Here is a 15,366-nt window from a genome sequence, read left to right as displayed (position 1 = left end):
CAATGACGAACCGAGAGAGACATTGCGACACGAAAGACCTGCTGCGCCGCATCGTCGCGGGGGTGCTTCTGGCGGGGGTGCTGTCCATGCTTTGTTTCAGCGGTGCCTTCGCACAGGCGACCCAGCCCGCGCCGAACGGAAACGGCGCCAACCCCCAGGACGAGCTGAACCTTGTCGAGGCGGCGCGAATGATGCGGGAAAGCGGCCGGGTGCAGTTCAACTTCAAGGATCTGGAATTGGTGAAGTTTCTCCGGTTCATGTCGGAGCTTCTGGAGGAGAACATCGTCGTGGACCCCAACCTCAAGGGGAACGTCACGCTTCTCTCCCAGCGCCCCGTCTCTCTCAAGGAAGCGCGGCAGGTGATGATCTCCGTTTTGGAGATGTACGGCTTGTCCCTCGTTCCTCAGCCGGGGTATACGAGGGTGGCCAGCTCTCAGAAGGCAGGTGCCACGGCGGATCCCGTCGTCCGCAAGGGGCGGGTCGGTCCCGGCCTAGGAGAACAGAGCGTCACCCAGGTGGTTCCCCTCGACTATGTCTCGGCGGGGTTCGTCCTCAAGGCCATTCAGCCCAATATCCCCACCGTCACCGTGACGCCCCTCGATTCCGGCACGGGCATCGTGCTCGTGGGGCGTGCCACGGACGTGCAGAAAGCCATCGGCATCATTCATGCGCTCGATGTCGCGGACAGCTCCCGAATCACCCGGGTGATTTCCTTGGGGCACATTCCTCCCAGCACGCTCGTCAATTACCTGAACACCCTCTCCCAGCAGGCCAATTCCGCTCTCTTCGGCGTGGTGGCCGTGGCGGACGATGCCCGAAAAACCCTCGTCGTGGTCCACGATCCCAAGGGAGCGAAGGAGCTTGACGACCTTGTGGCCCGTCTCGACGTGCCCAGTGTGGAAGGCGAGTTCCACGTGTACCAGCTCCGGAACGCCGGAGCCAAGGACGTGGCGGAGAAACTCAGTCAGCTCCTCGCCATGGCCGCGGGCATGCAGGCGGACCAGCAGGGCAAGCTTCCCACCGTGGCCGTGGCGGACGAGCCCAACAACACGGTCATCTTTGCCGCATCCTCCCAGCGGTACGAATCCATCGTGAAAATTCTGGACCAGCTCGACCGGCGTCCCAAGCAGGTGCTCATCCGCGGTCTCGTGGCGGAGGTGAACATGACCAAGCTGGACAACGCCGGCGTTGACTGGGCTACCTGGGGCGGCTCCGTCACGGGAGACGCCATTCTCGGCGGACAGCTCAGCATGGGCGAGACGGCCATTCCGGACACCTTCCTGGAGTGGTTCCAGAACCTCACCAAGGTGGAGAGTATCTACACCGACAGCAGCGGCAACGATCATGTGATCACCTCCTACGAGGGCAAGGGGCTCGTCTTCGCCTACGTGAATCTCCTCAAGAAGTTCGACGCCATCAATGTTCTCTCCATGCCTCGGGTGCTGTGCACCGACAGTGTTCCCGCCTCCCTGCAGGTGGGACAGGTCATCCCCCAGCTCAAATCCAAGACCTCCGACACCTCCAATCCGTCGGCGGTGCAGAACAGCTACGAGTACAAGGACACGGGGCTTATCCTGAAGGTCACGCCCAGAGTCCGAAGCAACAACCTGGTGGTGCTCGAAATCGAGCAGATCGTGGAGGACGTGCTCACCTCCATGGCCTCGGAGCGTCCCGTGACGACCAAACGGGAGATCAAGACCTCCATCACCGTGGAGGACGGGCAGACGGTCATCCTGGGCGGATTGATGAAGGAGGCGGAGAAATCGCTGCGCCAGCGCGTTCCCGGCCTATCCTACATTCCGCTGGTCGGTAATCTCTTTCAGCGCACGGTGAAGCAGAAGGAAAAGGTGGATCTCATGGTCTTTCTCACCCCCTACATCGTGGAGGAGCCCGGCGAACTGAGCACTATCACCCGGGAAGTGGCCGAATCGGGGGACCTGCAGCTCTCTCCCCACGAGGATGCGGTGCAGAAACGGTTCGAACAGCTCTATCGGGAAGCGGTGAAGAAGCAGTGACGGAGACGACGAAAACCTTTTCGCAAGAGAAACGCGCCGTAACGGCGGAAGGTGCGTCGGCCGCGTCCTCCGCACCGATGTCCCTTCCCGGGCCAGAGCAGATCCGGGCGCTGCTGCCGCCGTCTTTGAGCCTGGATTCGCTTCGCCAGTTCGGTATTTTGCCCATCCGCACCTCCGGAGATCTTCTCGTCGTGGCCATCTCCTCGCTGGAGCAGTACGCCACGGCCCAGATCCTCGGGGCGTTCCTCAACCGCTCCGTGGAGGTGGAACTTCACCCCCAGGAACGCATCGCCGAGCTGATCCGGGCGCTCTACGACATGCGGAGTTCCCTCGGCGAGGAGACCACCGGCGCCATCGAGGCCGTGGAGGATCTGTCGGACCTCGTCCGGGAGGACGTGCTCTCCGATTCCGTGGACGCGCCGGTCATCCGGCTCGTGAACGGCGTGATCCAGGAGGCGATCCGCGAAAGGGCCACGGACATCCATATCGAACCCTTTGAGGACAGTCTGGTCATCCGCTACCGCATCGACGGAGTGCTCCTGGAAAAACTCCGCCTTCCCAAGGGGCATCAGGCTCCCCTGACGAGCCGGATCAAGGTCATGGCCCGCATGGACATCGCCGAGCGCTTTGTTCCCCAGGACGGGCGCATCGGCATCTCTCTGGGAGACAGGGACGTGGACATCCGCGTGGGAAGTGTCCCTACCCAGCACGGGGAACGCCTGGCTCTCCGCATCCTCGACAAGGCCCAGGGGCTTCTCTCCCTGGAGGATCTCGGCATGGCGGAGGAAGAACGCACCTCTCTGGAATCGCTCATCGCCCGCCCCTACGGCATGATCCTCCTCACCGGCCCCACGGGGTCGGGAAAGACCACCACGCTCTACGCCATGCTCCGGACCCTGGCCCGTCCCGAGGTGAACGTCATCACCGTGGAGGACCCCGTGGAGTACGATCTCCCCGGCGTGGCCCAGATCCAGGTCAACGAGAAGGCGGGAGTCACCTTTGCCTCGGCGCTGCGCTCCATTCTGCGCCAGGACCCGGATATCGTCATGGTGGGAGAGATGCGGGATTTCGAGACCGCCCACATCGGCGTCCAGGCATCCCTCACGGGACACCTGGTGCTCTCCACACTGCACACCAACGACAGCACCAGCGCCGTCACGCGTCTCACCGACATGGGCATCGAGCCCTACCTGGTCTCGGGATCGCTCATCGGGGTGGTGGCCCAGCGCCTTGTGCGGCGCATCTGTCCCAAGTGCCGCGAGGAGGCCGCCGTGCCATCCCTGCTTGCCCGGCGAGGGCTCGAAAAGGCCTGGAGGGGGCACGGATGTGACCATTGCCGGAACACGGGATATCGCGGGCGCGTCGGCCTTTACGAGCAATTCGTGGTGGACGGCGAGATGCAGGAGGCCATCGCCGCGTCGCGCCCGGGCGGAGCGCTGCGGACACTGGCCAGGGAAAAGGGATTGCGCACTCTCTGGGAACTGGGCTTCGCCAAGGTGAGCGCGGGACTGACCACACCGGAGGAACTGCTCCGGGTGGCAGGGGAGGGCTGAGCGTCGTGCCCGTCTTTCGCTACACCGCCTACGACGGCGCCGGCAGGTCCAAACAGGGCACACTGGAGGCCTCTTCCCAGGCCGGGGCGGTGTTCCAGCTCGAGGGGCGGGGGCTTGTGGTGGTCTCCATCGCCCAGGAACGGGCCACGAAAAAAAAGCGTCTCCGGCGCCTTTCCCTGGAAGGACACGTCTTCTTCTGCAAGAGTCTCGCTTCCTATTTGAAAGGAGGGCTCACCCTCACGGACGCGCTGAAACTTCTTTCCCGCCAGTCTCCGGACCGGGCCGTGGCCGCCGTGTACGGCGAGCTGCTGGAGAGCGTCCAGGCGGGGCGCAAGGTTTCCGCGGGCATGCGCGATCTCGGCGTTTTCCGGGAGGGGCTCGTGGGCATCGTCGAATCCGGCGAGAACGGGGGTGCCCTTCCCACGGTGCTCGACAAGGCCGCGTCGCTCTATCGGCTGGAACTCTCCCTCCGCCGCAAGGTTCGGGGGGCGCTCACCTATCCGCTGGTGATGCTCCTGGTGGGCGGGGCCGTCGTGACCTTTCTCCTTTCCTACGTGGTGCCCAAGATGACCGAACTCTTCGCCGAGATCGGACAGACCCTTCCCCTGCCCACGCGGATTCTTCTCGCCATCTCCGGCTTCGCCCGGGAGTGGTTTCTTCCCCTTGCGCTGGCGGGAGCGCTCTTGGGTTTTCTCTTTCGGCGCCGCCTGGCCCGCATTCCCGTGCCGTTTCTGAGAGGCTTGCAGGAGCGTATCGCCCTCTCCCTGGTCTTCTCCCATCTGGCGACGCTGTGCGATGCGGGAATTCCCCTCGTGCAGGGGCTCCAGCTCGCCGCCTCCATGGACCGGAACAGCGAACGATGGCGCACCGTGGCGGACCTCGTCAAGGGAGGACTGCGTTTTGCCGCGGCGCTCGAGAAGAGCGGTGCCTTTGCGGAAGAAGTCGTCTACATGGTCCGGGTGGGCGAAATGGGGGGTGAACTCGCCGAGGCGTTGCGCCGCACGGGAGAGAACGCCTGGGAGATCGCGGAAGAGCAGATGGAGCGCTTGACGAACCTCCTCGAACCGATTATGGTCGTTGTCATGGGGGGCATGGTGGGTTTTGTCGTCGTCGCCGTTCTGCTTCCTATTTTCGATATTTCCACCTTTGTTAAATGAAGAGTGGCATTGGATACGCTCCTGTGGTACAATGCCCCGAGACCACTATCTTGGAGGTGCTTTGCTTTGGCGCATCGACGCGCGCGCAGGCCGGGGTTCACCCTGGTGGAGGTCATGGTCGTGGTGGTCATTCTGGGACTGCTCGCCACATTGGTGGTGCCCCGCGTGATGGGGCAGGGCGAACAGGCCCGGCGCACCGCCGCGAGCGTGCAGATCAAGGAGATCGAGCAGGCTCTGGATCTCTTCCGTCTCGACAACGGTTTTTATCCCACCACGGAACAGGGCATCGCCGCCCTTGTGACCAAGCCGACCCTCGCCCCGGAGCCCAAAAACTGGCGTTCCGGCGGCTATCTCAAGAAGGTTCCCGTAGACCCCTGGGGCAATCCCTACCTCTATCGCAATCCCGGTGATCACGGTGAGATCGACCTGCTCTCCCTGGGGCCCGACGGCGTGGAGGGAGGAGAGGGAAGCAACGCGGACATTACGAACTGGTAACCTGTCGTCCCGGGGATTCACTCTCCTCGAACTTGCGGTGGTGCTGGGCATTCTGTCGGTTCTCGCGCTGGTGGTGATTCCCCGCGTCCTTGCCCGTACCGAACCGGACGCCCGCCTGCTGCAGCGCTTGCTCTGGGAGGCGGCGGACCGCGCCGGCGAATTTCGGGTGGTGCGGCTTTCCGTCGAGAGTGGACGCATCACGGCGGCGATTTCCGCCGGGGGCGGGAGCGGCAGGGAAGAAGAGTGGCGACCGCTTTCGATGCAGTGGATCCCCGAAGGCGCGGATTGGCGGGCGGAGCCCGCCTCCTGTTATGTCGCCCCGGACGGAAGTGCCTCGCCCTGGCGGATCGAGAGGGGGCAGGATCGGGAAAGAAGAAGCTGGCTCGTTGCCGTGACAGGACTTGTGTTGCAGGAGGGAAACACCGGAAAGAATTGACGAAAAGCGCAAGAAAAGGTAGTATCTGGAGGTGCTTTCGGGCTTGATCGGCCCAAAGGATGATGGTAGAATCCACGCAAAATCCACGCTCCCTCAGGCTCGGAGCTTGCGTGGAGAGAAAACGGACAGGACAGCACAGCAGGAAATGGCCTTATAGCTTCCGAGGGGGTGGTGCGGAGCGAAGAACTGGGTAAGGCAAGGCGGTTTTACGGAACGCAGCGGAATCGTCTTTAGGGCAAGAACATGGAAGGAGTGGTAGTGAGTGAAAAGGACGCAGGCAATCTTCATGGCAGTAGCTCTTTGCCTTGCATTGCTCGTCGGACCCGCAAGCGCTGCATGGTTTGATGGTCCGGATGCACACGTGAAGCCCGGTCCCTTTGCGGTGAATCAGGATCCTGCAACGAATGGCAGGAACACGGATGTTACGGTGGGGACTTATGACTCCTCGCGTAATTTCGTGACATTGGAGAAGTATACCGACGACACGAAGCCGATGCTGCTGGTGAATCTGAGTGCGGATTCTCCGCAGTTTATTGCCGTTTCTCCCGATGAGGACTTTGATTTCATGTTGATTCGGGGAACGCAGACCACAAAAAACAATGACCCTGGTCGCTTCCAGGAGTTCAATGTTGTTGTGAGTGCTGATGCCAGTATGGGTCCTATTTACGGTGTTCAGCTTCGTTTCGAGAAGGCGTATGTGTCCGGAAAAGAGAAGGACTACGCGAGCAAATACGCCGATGAGTTCTCTTGGAAGCCCGGTACGCCCTATGTGACCACTACGTCTATCGTGTCCCAGGATTCTGCGGATGTTGCCGTTTATTGGCAGGGGTGCTGCCCCGTCGAGTGCAGCGACGTCTACAAAACGACGGTCTACGTGAGCACGCTCTCCAGTGATCAGACCACCGTTCTCTCCGCGGATCTTTTCAGTTTCGACCTTTTTGTCGGCATTCTTGACTGCGGCATCGAGAAGGCGTGGCAGTTCCTTCCCTCCACGTATGACCCCTATGCGACGTTCGCTCATCGCGACGACATGATCATCTGGGGGACGAAGAGTTATCAGGATTGGACTCAGTGGGGAACCCACGTGCTTAATCTCGGTCCCTTCGTCGTGGAGAAGTTCGTCCATCCCGACACGAAAGAGGAGTACAACCGGGATTGGGTCGTCGAGTCCATCTGGAATCGGACAACCTATTACATGCAGGCGGATAACGACGTATACGATGATGGCCTTCCCCATCACGGTTGGTCCCTCGTTCGCGAAGGTACGGATGCGGCTGCTGGTTACAAGAACCGCTTCCTCCTGAAGGACGAGATGAACTACTTCGAATGGGATAATGCGAAGAAGTACGATCTGCAGATTGGTGATTTTGATTCCGCTACTGCAACGCCCTATCAGTACCTGTATGGCAACACGCGGAAGGACAAGACATCCGGCAACACGCTGGCTTGGTCTACGAAGATCGATCGCCCCGCGTTTGTTGTCAACACGGATTCGGCGCCTGCTTCCTTGCTGGAAAAGTTCTATGGCAAGGGAACGACGATGACGGCTCATTCTCTGAGCAAGGACATCACTCCCAAGTTCGCCACCTATTTCGGTGTTCCTGCGGATGCATTCATGGACGACGACGGGGAGTTCCTGCCGGTGCACATGATTTATAAGGCGTGGAAGCCTGCGGGGAATATTGAAGACGGCGGTTGGGTTGTCTCTGGTGACTGGGAGCAGGTTGCCCCGAACTTCTGCCAGGAAACAAAGATGCAGCCCCAGATTTGGTACGACTCCGTGTGCCTTGAGAACAATATCGTCAGCGATCCCTGCCAGAACAAGCACTTTACGTTCTACGGAAAGACGCTGTCCGATCCTGTGTACGAAGCTGTTGCCGAGACTCTGGGTGTCGAAGTAGCCGACATGATGGACATCTGTGAAGAGGGCTGCAAGCCCCAGGCGACGACGGATTGTGTCATCGGCCTGACGCCTCCCTGTAACAACGTCATCTTCAAGGAAGGCGAGATCACCGTCACCTTTACCGACACGCATCCTGAGAAGACGGTCATCACTCCCTTCCGGGTAGCTGCCGTCTTTACGAAGAACGAAATTCAGACGAAGTCCGCAGCGACTGCGACGGCGATCACCGAGGCGTTTGCCGCGCTGCCCGCCATCGACGCTGGCCCTGTGAACAAGCTCTTCGACGTTCTCACGATCGCCAAGTTCTCCGACCGGGCAGGCACTGTCGTCACCGACCTGGTTGAGAAGGCGAAAGCGGCGGGGACTCCCATGGGTATCAACAACTTCTTCCGCCTCTTCCCCATGGAGGACAAGACCTACTCTGTGAAGGCGGCGTGGAATGCGGGTCTGACCCTGGAGCTTTCCTTCTATGTCGTTCTCGTTGACGGTCCCGCACCTGCCGGTTCTGAGTCCGTCATCGCCAAGAACGGTTACTTCGTGATCTACGACGGCGTTGCGGATCGCACCTTCGTCGATCCCTTCGCGCTCATGACGAAGTGCGCTTCCGAGCCCACCGTGACGCCCACTCCCGAAGAGGGTGTTGCGTACAAGAACCTCCAGGAGGGTTACACGACGGAAGATCTCTCCGATGAGGAGAAGGCCGAAGCCGAGAAACTCGTCCCCGAGGGTAAGGTGTGCTCCGTTGAACTCGCAGCGGATACCGTTACTGGACATCCCGAGGACAGCACGAAGGGCGCCATCATCGAAGTGACTGCCTACTCGGAGTACCTTATTGTCGCCCAGAAAACGGACGGCACGTGGGAGACCCTCGAACTTCCCACCGCCAGCGACTTCGCCCTTGCAGCGGTTGACGAGTATGAAATCGCCGACGGTGGCGACTTCGACCTCAGCGACGAGGAAGGCAAGGTGGAGTTCAAGGTTGCTGTCTGCAAGCTGGCCGACGCGCCCACGCCCACCACTGGCGGTGGCGGCGGTAGCAGCGGTTGCAACACGGGCTTCGCGCCTCTGGCCCTGTTGCTTCTGGCGCCTCTCGCGGTTCTGCTGAAGAAGTAGTAGTCCGCGAACCGGCAACACGTTATACCTTGTAACACCACGGGAGAGCCCTTCGGGGCTCTTCCGTTTTTTCGGGATTCCGTTTCATTCCCCGGTGGGGTGGAGGAACATGGAGGAATGGTGGTGTTTCCTCACTGTTCTTTCCTCCCAGTGGATTAGGCTGAAGAAACGGAGAAAGAACGGCGAGTCGTGTGTGTCGTCTACGCAGCGCAGCGGCAAGGCCGGGCAATTGCCCGGCCTTGCCGCTGCGCTGTGGGGTATGGGGGTAGTGGACGACAGGTGGGGTAAGCCCGCCGTCCGGGAAGTTGGGCTATTTGAGGGTGGCGAGTTCCCGATAGCGTGGGTAGGGCCAAAACTCCAGCGCCACGTTGCGCTCCACTTCGTTGCACAGGCCGCGGATGCCCTCCAGAAGGGGAAGTGCCTTGCGGACCATTCCCTCCGCCTCTTCCTCGAGAGGGAGCGTGTCCAGGTCCGCCTGCAGCGCTTCGAGACGCTGTACTGCCTCGTGGAGATCCGCCTTGAGACGTCCCAGTTTTTCGAGGACGACACCGCAGGGGCCTTCCGCCGCAGCGGCGGGAAGGTGGGAAAGGGCGTTTCCCTCGAGGGCGATCTGTTTTGCCAGCGCGGGAAGCACGCCCTCGCGGACCATGGAGGCGAGAACGCCCATGTCGATGTTCATGGTCGTGTTGAACTGGTGAAGTCGCGTCTCGTAGTAGGCGTGAATCTCCCGCTCGCTCATGACGCCGAGATCGGCCAGCAGGGAGCGGTTCTCGGGCGTGAGGAAGAGGCGCAGCGCTTCGGGAGTGCTGTGAGCCACGGGGAGTCCCCTGCGTTGTGCTTCCTCGGCCCATTCCTGGGTGTAGCAGTTTCCTTCGAAACGCACGTTGCGGCTTGTCGCGGCGGCATGGCGGATCACGTCAAGCGCGGCGTCGGGAAGTTCCTTTCCTGCGTTCAGGTTCGCTTCGAGCCGATTCGCGACCTCTTCGATGCCCCATGCCCAGAGGGAGAAGAGTGCCGTCAGGGGCCCTCCGAGGGACTGAGGTGCGCCGGGGGCGCGGAATTCGAACTTGTTCCCCGTGAAGGCGATGGGAGCGGTTCGGTTGCGGTCCGAGTTGTCGGAACGGATGGCGGGGAGTCTGCTCAGACCGAGATCGATCTCTCCCTTGACGTTTCCGAATTCGGGCAGACCTTCTTCGATGTCCTCCAGAAGGCGGTTCAGAAAATCGCCGAGGTAGACGCTCATGATTGCCGGAGGAGCTTCATTGCCTCCGAGACGATGCATGTTTCCGGGAGAGGCGATGCAAGCCCTGAGAAGACCGCCGTGTTTGGAGGCGCCGAGCAGAAGTGCCCCCAGGAAGGCGAGGAACTGGAGTCCCCGCTTCTGATTGCTCACGGAAGGATTCAGAAGATTGCGCCCTTCGCTGTCCTGAAGGGAGAAATTCGTGTGTTTGCCGCTTCCGTTGAGCCCCGCGAAGGGCTTCTCGTGGAGAAGAAGCCGAAAGCCATGCTTGCGAGCTGTCTTGCGCATGATGTCCATCATGATCTGGTTCTGGTCGGCGGCGAGATTGGCCTCGGAAAACTGGGGCGCGAACTCGAACTGTCCGGGACCTACTTCGTTGTGCCTTGTCCGGATGACGATGCCGAGCCTCGCGAGCTCGTCCTCCATCTCTTCCATGCAGGCGAGAACGCGGGGATGGATGGATCCGAAGTAGTGATCCTCCATCTGTTGTCCTTTGGGCGGCAGATTGCCCAAAAGCGTGCGGCCGCAGAAAAGCAGATCCGGGCGTTTTCTTGCGAGTTCCTCGTCGACGAGAAAGAACTCCTGTTCCGCTCCCACCGTGGCGTGCACCCATTTGACTCCCCGGTTGCCGAAGAGCCGAAGCAGGCGAAGCGCCCGTTCTTCGATGGCGTTGATGGCCCGCAGGAGGGGAGTCTTCATGTCCAGGGGGGTTCCGTCATAGGAAAAGAACACTGAGGGAATGCAGAGCGTGGCGCCGTCTCCATTGCCGACGACGAAGGCGGGGCTGGTGGGATCCCAGGCGGTGTATCCCCTGGCCTCGAAGGTGGAGCGCATTCCCCCCGAGGGGAGAGAGGAGGCGTCGGGCTCGCTCTGGATGAGTTCGCCTCCCGAGAAGGATTCGAGGGGAAGTCCTTCGTTGTCCACATTGAGAAAAGCCATGTGCTTTTCCGCCGTGAGGTCCGTTCGGGGGTGGAACCAGTGCGTGTAGTGGGTGGCGCCTTTCGAGAGCGCCCATTCCTTCATCGCGGCGGCGACGATCCCCGCGACGGAGTTGTCGAGTTTCTCCCGCCCTTCGATGGCGGCCTGGAGTTTTTCGTTCACATCCTTTGGTATTCTGCCTGCCATGACCCGCCGAGAGAAAACGAGTTCTCCGAACATTTCCGACGGCCTTTTGTCTTTCATCCGTAAAACCCCCTCGATCATCTGGATGGTGAGTGTCCGTATCTTTTTCTCAATGGCCGGAAATGTACCATAAAACTGACTTGCTTGCAATAAGGACCCCAGAAAATATGCTATAAATCGGTCCGAAAAAAGCAAATAATAGTATACATTCGTCTTTATGCGAAAGCGAGTTTCTCTGTGTGTGGTGGGTGCGAAAGAGGACATTTGTTCGGTTCGAAACGACGGAGGCGATATTTTTCAAGGAGTCTCTGAATAAGGCTGTGTCAGCCCCGCAGGGCGCCTCGCAGAGCCTGATGCGACCCGAGTCAAGGAAAAGCGAAAGGTCTTTATTCAGAGCTTCCTCAAGACTTCTGCCTGAATGTCCGGAAGGAGGTGAACCCGGAGAAGAAACGGGTTTGAGAAGCAGTACGCAACCACTATAATCAAACGATGCCGGTCTTGCTTCGGCAGAAAGCGAAAAAAGTGCGGAGGGGGCGGGCATCCGTGGGAGAGCTGCGCGTGGGAACGTGTTCCTGGACGGACAAGGGACTCGTCGGAAGCGGCTGGTATCCCGAGGGTATCCGGGATGCCCGGGGGCGGTTGGGATATTACGCGTCCCGTTTCGACACCGTGGAGGTGGACAGCTCTTATTATGCGATTCCCCGGGAAGATGCGGCCTATCGCTGGGTGGCGAGGACGCCCCGGAATTTTCTGTTCAATATCAAGGTGTTCGGGCTCTTCACGTATCATCGCGTTCCCCGGGCGCACTTTCCTCCCTGGGCAAGAGAAGCCGTTCCCGTCTCGGTGGAGCGCCCGAGCCTGGAGGACCTTCCCCTGGCGCTCCGGAGCGCACTCTGGGAGCGTTTTCACCGGGCGGTGCTGCCGCTGCATTCTTTGGGGCGGCTCGGGTACCTGCTTTTTCAGCTTCCTCCCTGGTTTCGTTTCGAGGAACGACGCCTCGCGTATCTGCGGCGCGTCGCCGAGGTCTGTCGTCCCATGAAAGCGGCGGTGGAAGTGCGGCATCGCTCGTGGATCGAAGAGGCGGCGCGGGAGTCCTTTCTCGATGTTCTTCGGCAGGAGAATCTCGCCTATGTGGCCGTGGACGAGCCGGAGCTTTCCTGGACGGTGCCGCCCCACTGGTTTCGCACCGCTTCATGGGGAACGGTCCTTCGTTTCCATGGGCGTAATGTCGAAGCGTGGAAAAAGCCGGGGGCTTCCGTTGCGGAGCGCTTCGGCTACAATTATTCCATGGAGGAGCTTCGTTCCTGGAAGGAGCGAATCCTCTCGGAGCTGGGGAGTGAAGGGCGGGTTTTCGTGCTCTTCAACAATTGTGCCGCGGATTTTGCGGTACGGAACGCCCTGTCGATGAAAGTCCTGCTCGGGCTTCTTCCGGCGACTTCGGCGGGAGAGCAGATGCGGTTCGAGGGTATGGAGGAGGATGAAGTCTCTTCAGGACCGGTTTCGTGACGCTCCAACATGGTGTGGAAAACGGAGGGAGGCACGAGGGGCCATGCGCCTTGTCCTGAACGCCAAGGGAATGGATCGTGTTCTTGCAAGGCATCCCTGGCTTTTTCGTGGCCATGCGGCGGGTTTTCCCGAGGCGCCTTCGGGAGAGCTGCTTGCATTCGGAGATCGTCGGCACGTGCTGGGATGGGGATTCTGGAATCCCGGGGCCTCTCTGTGTTGTCGTGTTCTTGCCTGGACCGAGGCTCGTCCGGTTTTGGAAGAGCTTCTTCGGAAACGGTTTGCGGCGGCACGCCGACGGCGTCGGATCTGGTGTGCCGGGGAGGATGCCTATCGCCTCATCTCCGGCGAAGGCGACGGATTGCCCGGGCTCGTGGTGGATGTCTACGGTCCCGTGGCGGTGGTACAGATGCTCTCCGCGGGATGGCACAGAAACAAGGGGCTTCTGCTGGATGTGCTGCGGGAGTCTCTCGCTCCCGAGGCGGTGGTGCTGCGCAACGATGTGCGCGTTGCCGAAAGGGAGGGTTTCCCCCGGGAACGGTGCGTCCTTGAAGGCACCCTCTCGGAGGATGCGGTGATTCCCGTGCGGTACGGAGATCTTCTGGCAGGCGTGCGTCCGCTGGGAGGACAGAAAACAGGAGCGTATCTGGACGTGCGGGCCTTTCCGCGTCTCCTCCGCGGACTCGCTCCGGGTGCTCGTGTTCTCGATGCCTTCTGCTACCAGGGAGCTTTCGGCCTCCACGCCCTTTCCTTCGGTGCGGCGGAAGTGGTGGCGCTGGACCAGTCCGAAGAGGCATTGGCTGCGGCTGAGGAGGATCGCCTTCGCAACGGGCTTCCGGACAGGCTGCGGCGGATGTGCGGCAATGCCTTCGAGGTGCTCCGGAATCTGGAGCGGGCCGGAGAGCGCTTTGATGTCGCTGTGGTGGATCCACCCCCCTTCGCACCGGGAAAGAATCAGATTGAAGCGGCCCGCCGGGGATACAAAGAACTCGCCTTGCGGACACTCAAGATGCTGACGCCTGGAGGGACGCTCTTTTTCTTCTCCTGCAGCGCCGCATTCAGCGGGGAAATGCTCCGCGCCACGCTGGACGATGCGGCGCGGGATGCGGGAAGGGAACTTTGCATCCTGGCGGAGCTGCGCCAGGGAGCGGATCATCCCGTTCTTGCCCAGGTGCCGGAGACGGGATACCTGAAAGGCTTCGTACTGGAGGTGACGCCGTGACGACCACGGTGCTTTTCGATTTCGACATGACCCTCGTGAACAGTGCTCCTGCCATCACCCGCTGTCTGAACATGGTTGCCCTGGAAGGAAATTTACGTGCCGTCACGGAAGAGGAGGTCCTCGCGACCATCGGTCTTCCCATGGAAGATGCTCTGGTGCGTCTTTGGGGAAGCTACGAGCCTCGGTGGCTCGACATTTACCGGGAGCGTTGCCGGGAGGAGGAGTACGCGGGACTGCGGGTGTTCGACGATGCCGTTCCCACGCTTCGGACATTGCGGGAGCGGGGGTGCCGCACCGGGGTCGTCTCGAACCGTCGTTTCGCCCGCCGGGTGGTGGAGTGTGTTTCTCTGGACGCTCTTTGCGATGTCGTCGTCGGGCTCGAGGACATCGCGAGGCCGAAACCCTTTCCCGATGCGCTGGAACGCGCCCTGTCCATCCTCGGCAGTGCCGCGGAAGAAACTCTTTATGTGGGTGACACGGATGTGGACATGCAGGCCGCTGCCGCTGCAGGAGTCCGTGGCGTGGGGATCACCACGGGTAACTTCGGGGCGCCGGAGCTTCTCGCCGCCGGTGCGTGGTGCACGGTGGACCGCCTCCAGGAGGTGACGGACCTGCCGTGAGCGATGCCACGCCACGTCGGAATCTTCGTGAGACGTTGCGACGATGGACCTGGTGGTTTATCGTGGCGATTCTCGTGGCTGGGGCCGTTGCCCTGTATCTCGCGTGGTGGCGTCACTATCAGGACATGCATCCCCGGGTTGCCTGGGCACAGCCGTGGATGCACGTGGAGGAACACCCCCTCGAGGTGGCGCTCCTTTGGCGGGAGGAAGTTCTTCGGGCGGATCGGGACGGGGAGGTACATTTTCCCCGTGGAAACGCTCCTTTTCGGGCCGCCAAGGGAGAGGTTCTGGCGATGATCGGAGGAAAGGCGTTCCGGGCTCCCGGCGCGGGGTATTTTGTTCCCGCTCTGGACGGCAAGGAGAATTCGTGGTTTTTCGGTGCCATCTGGGAAGGAGATGGACCGATTCCTTCAGCGCCGCAGGTCAGGTTCATTTCTTCCGGATCCCGGATCAAAAAAGGCGACCCCCTGGGCAAATTTCTTCCGATGCCCCAGGATCTCCGTTTCGTGGCCTATGTGACGCGGACTCCCGCAGTGGACCGTGATGTGCGGCGTAACGTTCTCTCCGTCCGGACAGGGAAGGACGTCTCGCCGATCGTGGCCGTGATACGGACGGCGAAGCATTTCGGCGTGCGGACAAAGGTCTATTGCTCCCTTCCTGTGTTTCCGCTGGAACTCTTGCCCCGTCGGAACGCGCAGTGGATTCTCGAGGGAGCGGCCATGACGGGCGTGGTGATTCCCCAGGGGGCGGTGACCGTCCGGAACATGCGGGAAGGCGTGTTTCTCGTGACGGGATCGAGCGTGCGCTTCCAGGAAGTTACGGGGCTTCCCATTTCTGAGCGCCGTTTCCTCGTCACGGAAGGGCTTGTTCCCGGGGCGCTGGTTCTTCTCTCTGCTGAAGACGCCCGGGAAGGACGGGTGAAACTGTGGTAGATTCTAGAGGAACGGAGCATGTCGGGAGAGAGGCCGTCTCCTGGGGCGTTGCCTG

At 61.0% G+C, this 15,366-nt stretch carries 11 protein-coding genes; 10 read left to right on the top strand and 1 reads right to left on the bottom strand.

The genetic code is table 11. The features are described 5' to 3' along the window. The first annotated feature begins 2 nt into the window (after positions 1-2). From gspD to K349_RS0107890, 6 genes are all read left to right on the top strand, one after another. Entirely contained in the window at positions 3-2,015 is a 2,013-nt protein-coding gene (gene gspD / locus K349_RS0107915) for a type II secretion system secretin GspD (protein ID WP_029165314.1), read from the top strand. Further along, on the top strand, positions 2,012-3,568 hold the full coding sequence (locus K349_RS0107910; RefSeq protein WP_029165313.1) for a GspE/PulE family protein: 1,557 nt from the start codon (positions 2,012-2,014) through the stop codon (positions 3,566-3,568). The genes gspD and K349_RS0107910 overlap by 4 nt, the downstream gene beginning before the upstream one ends. Before the next feature lie 5 nt (positions 3,569-3,573). Then, complete coding sequence (locus K349_RS0107905) at positions 3,574-4,725, top strand: type II secretion system F family protein (RefSeq protein ID WP_029165312.1); 1,152 nt, start codon at positions 3,574-3,576, stop codon at positions 4,723-4,725. 66 nt (positions 4,726-4,791) lie between these two features. Then, positions 4,792-5,220 (top strand): type II secretion system major pseudopilin GspG, encoded by a 429-nt coding sequence (gene gspG / locus K349_RS0107900; protein ID WP_029165311.1) that lies wholly within the window; start codon positions 4,792-4,794, stop codon positions 5,218-5,220. Next, positions 5,141-5,656, top strand: coding sequence for a type II secretion system protein (locus K349_RS0107895; RefSeq protein ID WP_029165310.1), 516 nt, complete (start codon positions 5,141-5,143; stop codon positions 5,654-5,656). The genes gspG and K349_RS0107895 overlap by 80 nt, the downstream gene beginning before the upstream one ends. Positions 5,657-5,918: 262 nt before the next feature. Beyond that, positions 5,919-8,672, top strand: coding sequence for a Synerg-CTERM sorting domain-containing protein (locus tag K349_RS0107890; protein ID WP_084460288.1), 2,754 nt, complete (start codon positions 5,919-5,921; stop codon positions 8,670-8,672). A gap of 310 nt (positions 8,673-8,982) precedes the next feature. Here K349_RS0107890 and K349_RS0107885 read toward each other — a convergent pair whose 3' ends face one another. Further along, positions 8,983-11,094, bottom strand: a complete 2,112-nt coding sequence (locus K349_RS0107885) for a glutamine synthetase III family protein (protein WP_029165308.1) — start codon at positions 11,092-11,094, stop codon at positions 8,983-8,985. A gap of 483 nt (positions 11,095-11,577) precedes the next feature. Between K349_RS0107885 and K349_RS0107880 the strand changes: the two genes are divergently transcribed. The 4 genes from K349_RS0107880 to K349_RS0107865 are packed head-to-tail and all read left to right on the top strand — an operon-like array spanning position 11,578 to position 15,311. Next, the gene (locus K349_RS0107880; RefSeq protein ID WP_029165307.1) at positions 11,578-12,540 is read left to right on the top strand and encodes a DUF72 domain-containing protein; all 963 of its coding nucleotides are present in this window, start codon (positions 11,578-11,580) and stop codon (positions 12,538-12,540) included. A 43-nt stretch (positions 12,541-12,583) separates the two neighbouring features. Beyond that, on the top strand, positions 12,584-13,759 hold the full coding sequence (locus K349_RS0107875) for a class I SAM-dependent rRNA methyltransferase (RefSeq protein ID WP_029165306.1): 1,176 nt from the start codon (positions 12,584-12,586) through the stop codon (positions 13,757-13,759). Beyond that, positions 13,756-14,379 carry an HAD family hydrolase gene (locus tag K349_RS0107870; protein WP_029165305.1) on the top strand — a complete coding sequence of 208 codons (624 nt, stop codon included), beginning with the start codon at positions 13,756-13,758 and terminating at the stop codon, positions 14,377-14,379. Before K349_RS0107875 ends, K349_RS0107870 begins: the two co-directional genes overlap by 4 nt. Then, positions 14,376-15,311: an efflux RND transporter periplasmic adaptor subunit gene (locus tag K349_RS0107865; RefSeq protein ID WP_029165304.1), complete on the top strand. Its 936-nt coding sequence runs from the start codon at positions 14,376-14,378 to the stop codon at positions 15,309-15,311. The genes K349_RS0107870 and K349_RS0107865 overlap by 4 nt, the downstream gene beginning before the upstream one ends. Positions 15,312-15,366 lie beyond the last annotated feature (55 nt).

Source organism: Aminiphilus circumscriptus DSM 16581 (assembly GCF_000526375.1).
GTDB lineage: Bacteria > Synergistota > Synergistia > Synergistales > Aminiphilaceae > Aminiphilus > Aminiphilus circumscriptus.
The sequence above is the reverse complement of the archived record's forward strand: the minus strand, read 5'-3'. Positions and strand labels throughout refer to the sequence as shown.

What these genes read in the sequence shown, in the direction of transcription:
- gspD (WP_029165314.1), top strand. Translation starts at nt 3, where the DNA reads ATGACGAACCGAGAGAGACATTGCGACACGAAAGACCTGCTGCGCCGC.
- K349_RS0107885 (WP_029165308.1), bottom strand. Translation starts at nt 11,094, where the DNA reads ATGAAAGACAAAAGGCCGTCGGAAATGTTCGGAGAACTCGTTTTCTCT.
- K349_RS0107875 (WP_029165306.1), top strand. Translation starts at nt 12,584, where the DNA reads ATGCGCCTTGTCCTGAACGCCAAGGGAATGGATCGTGTTCTTGCAAGG.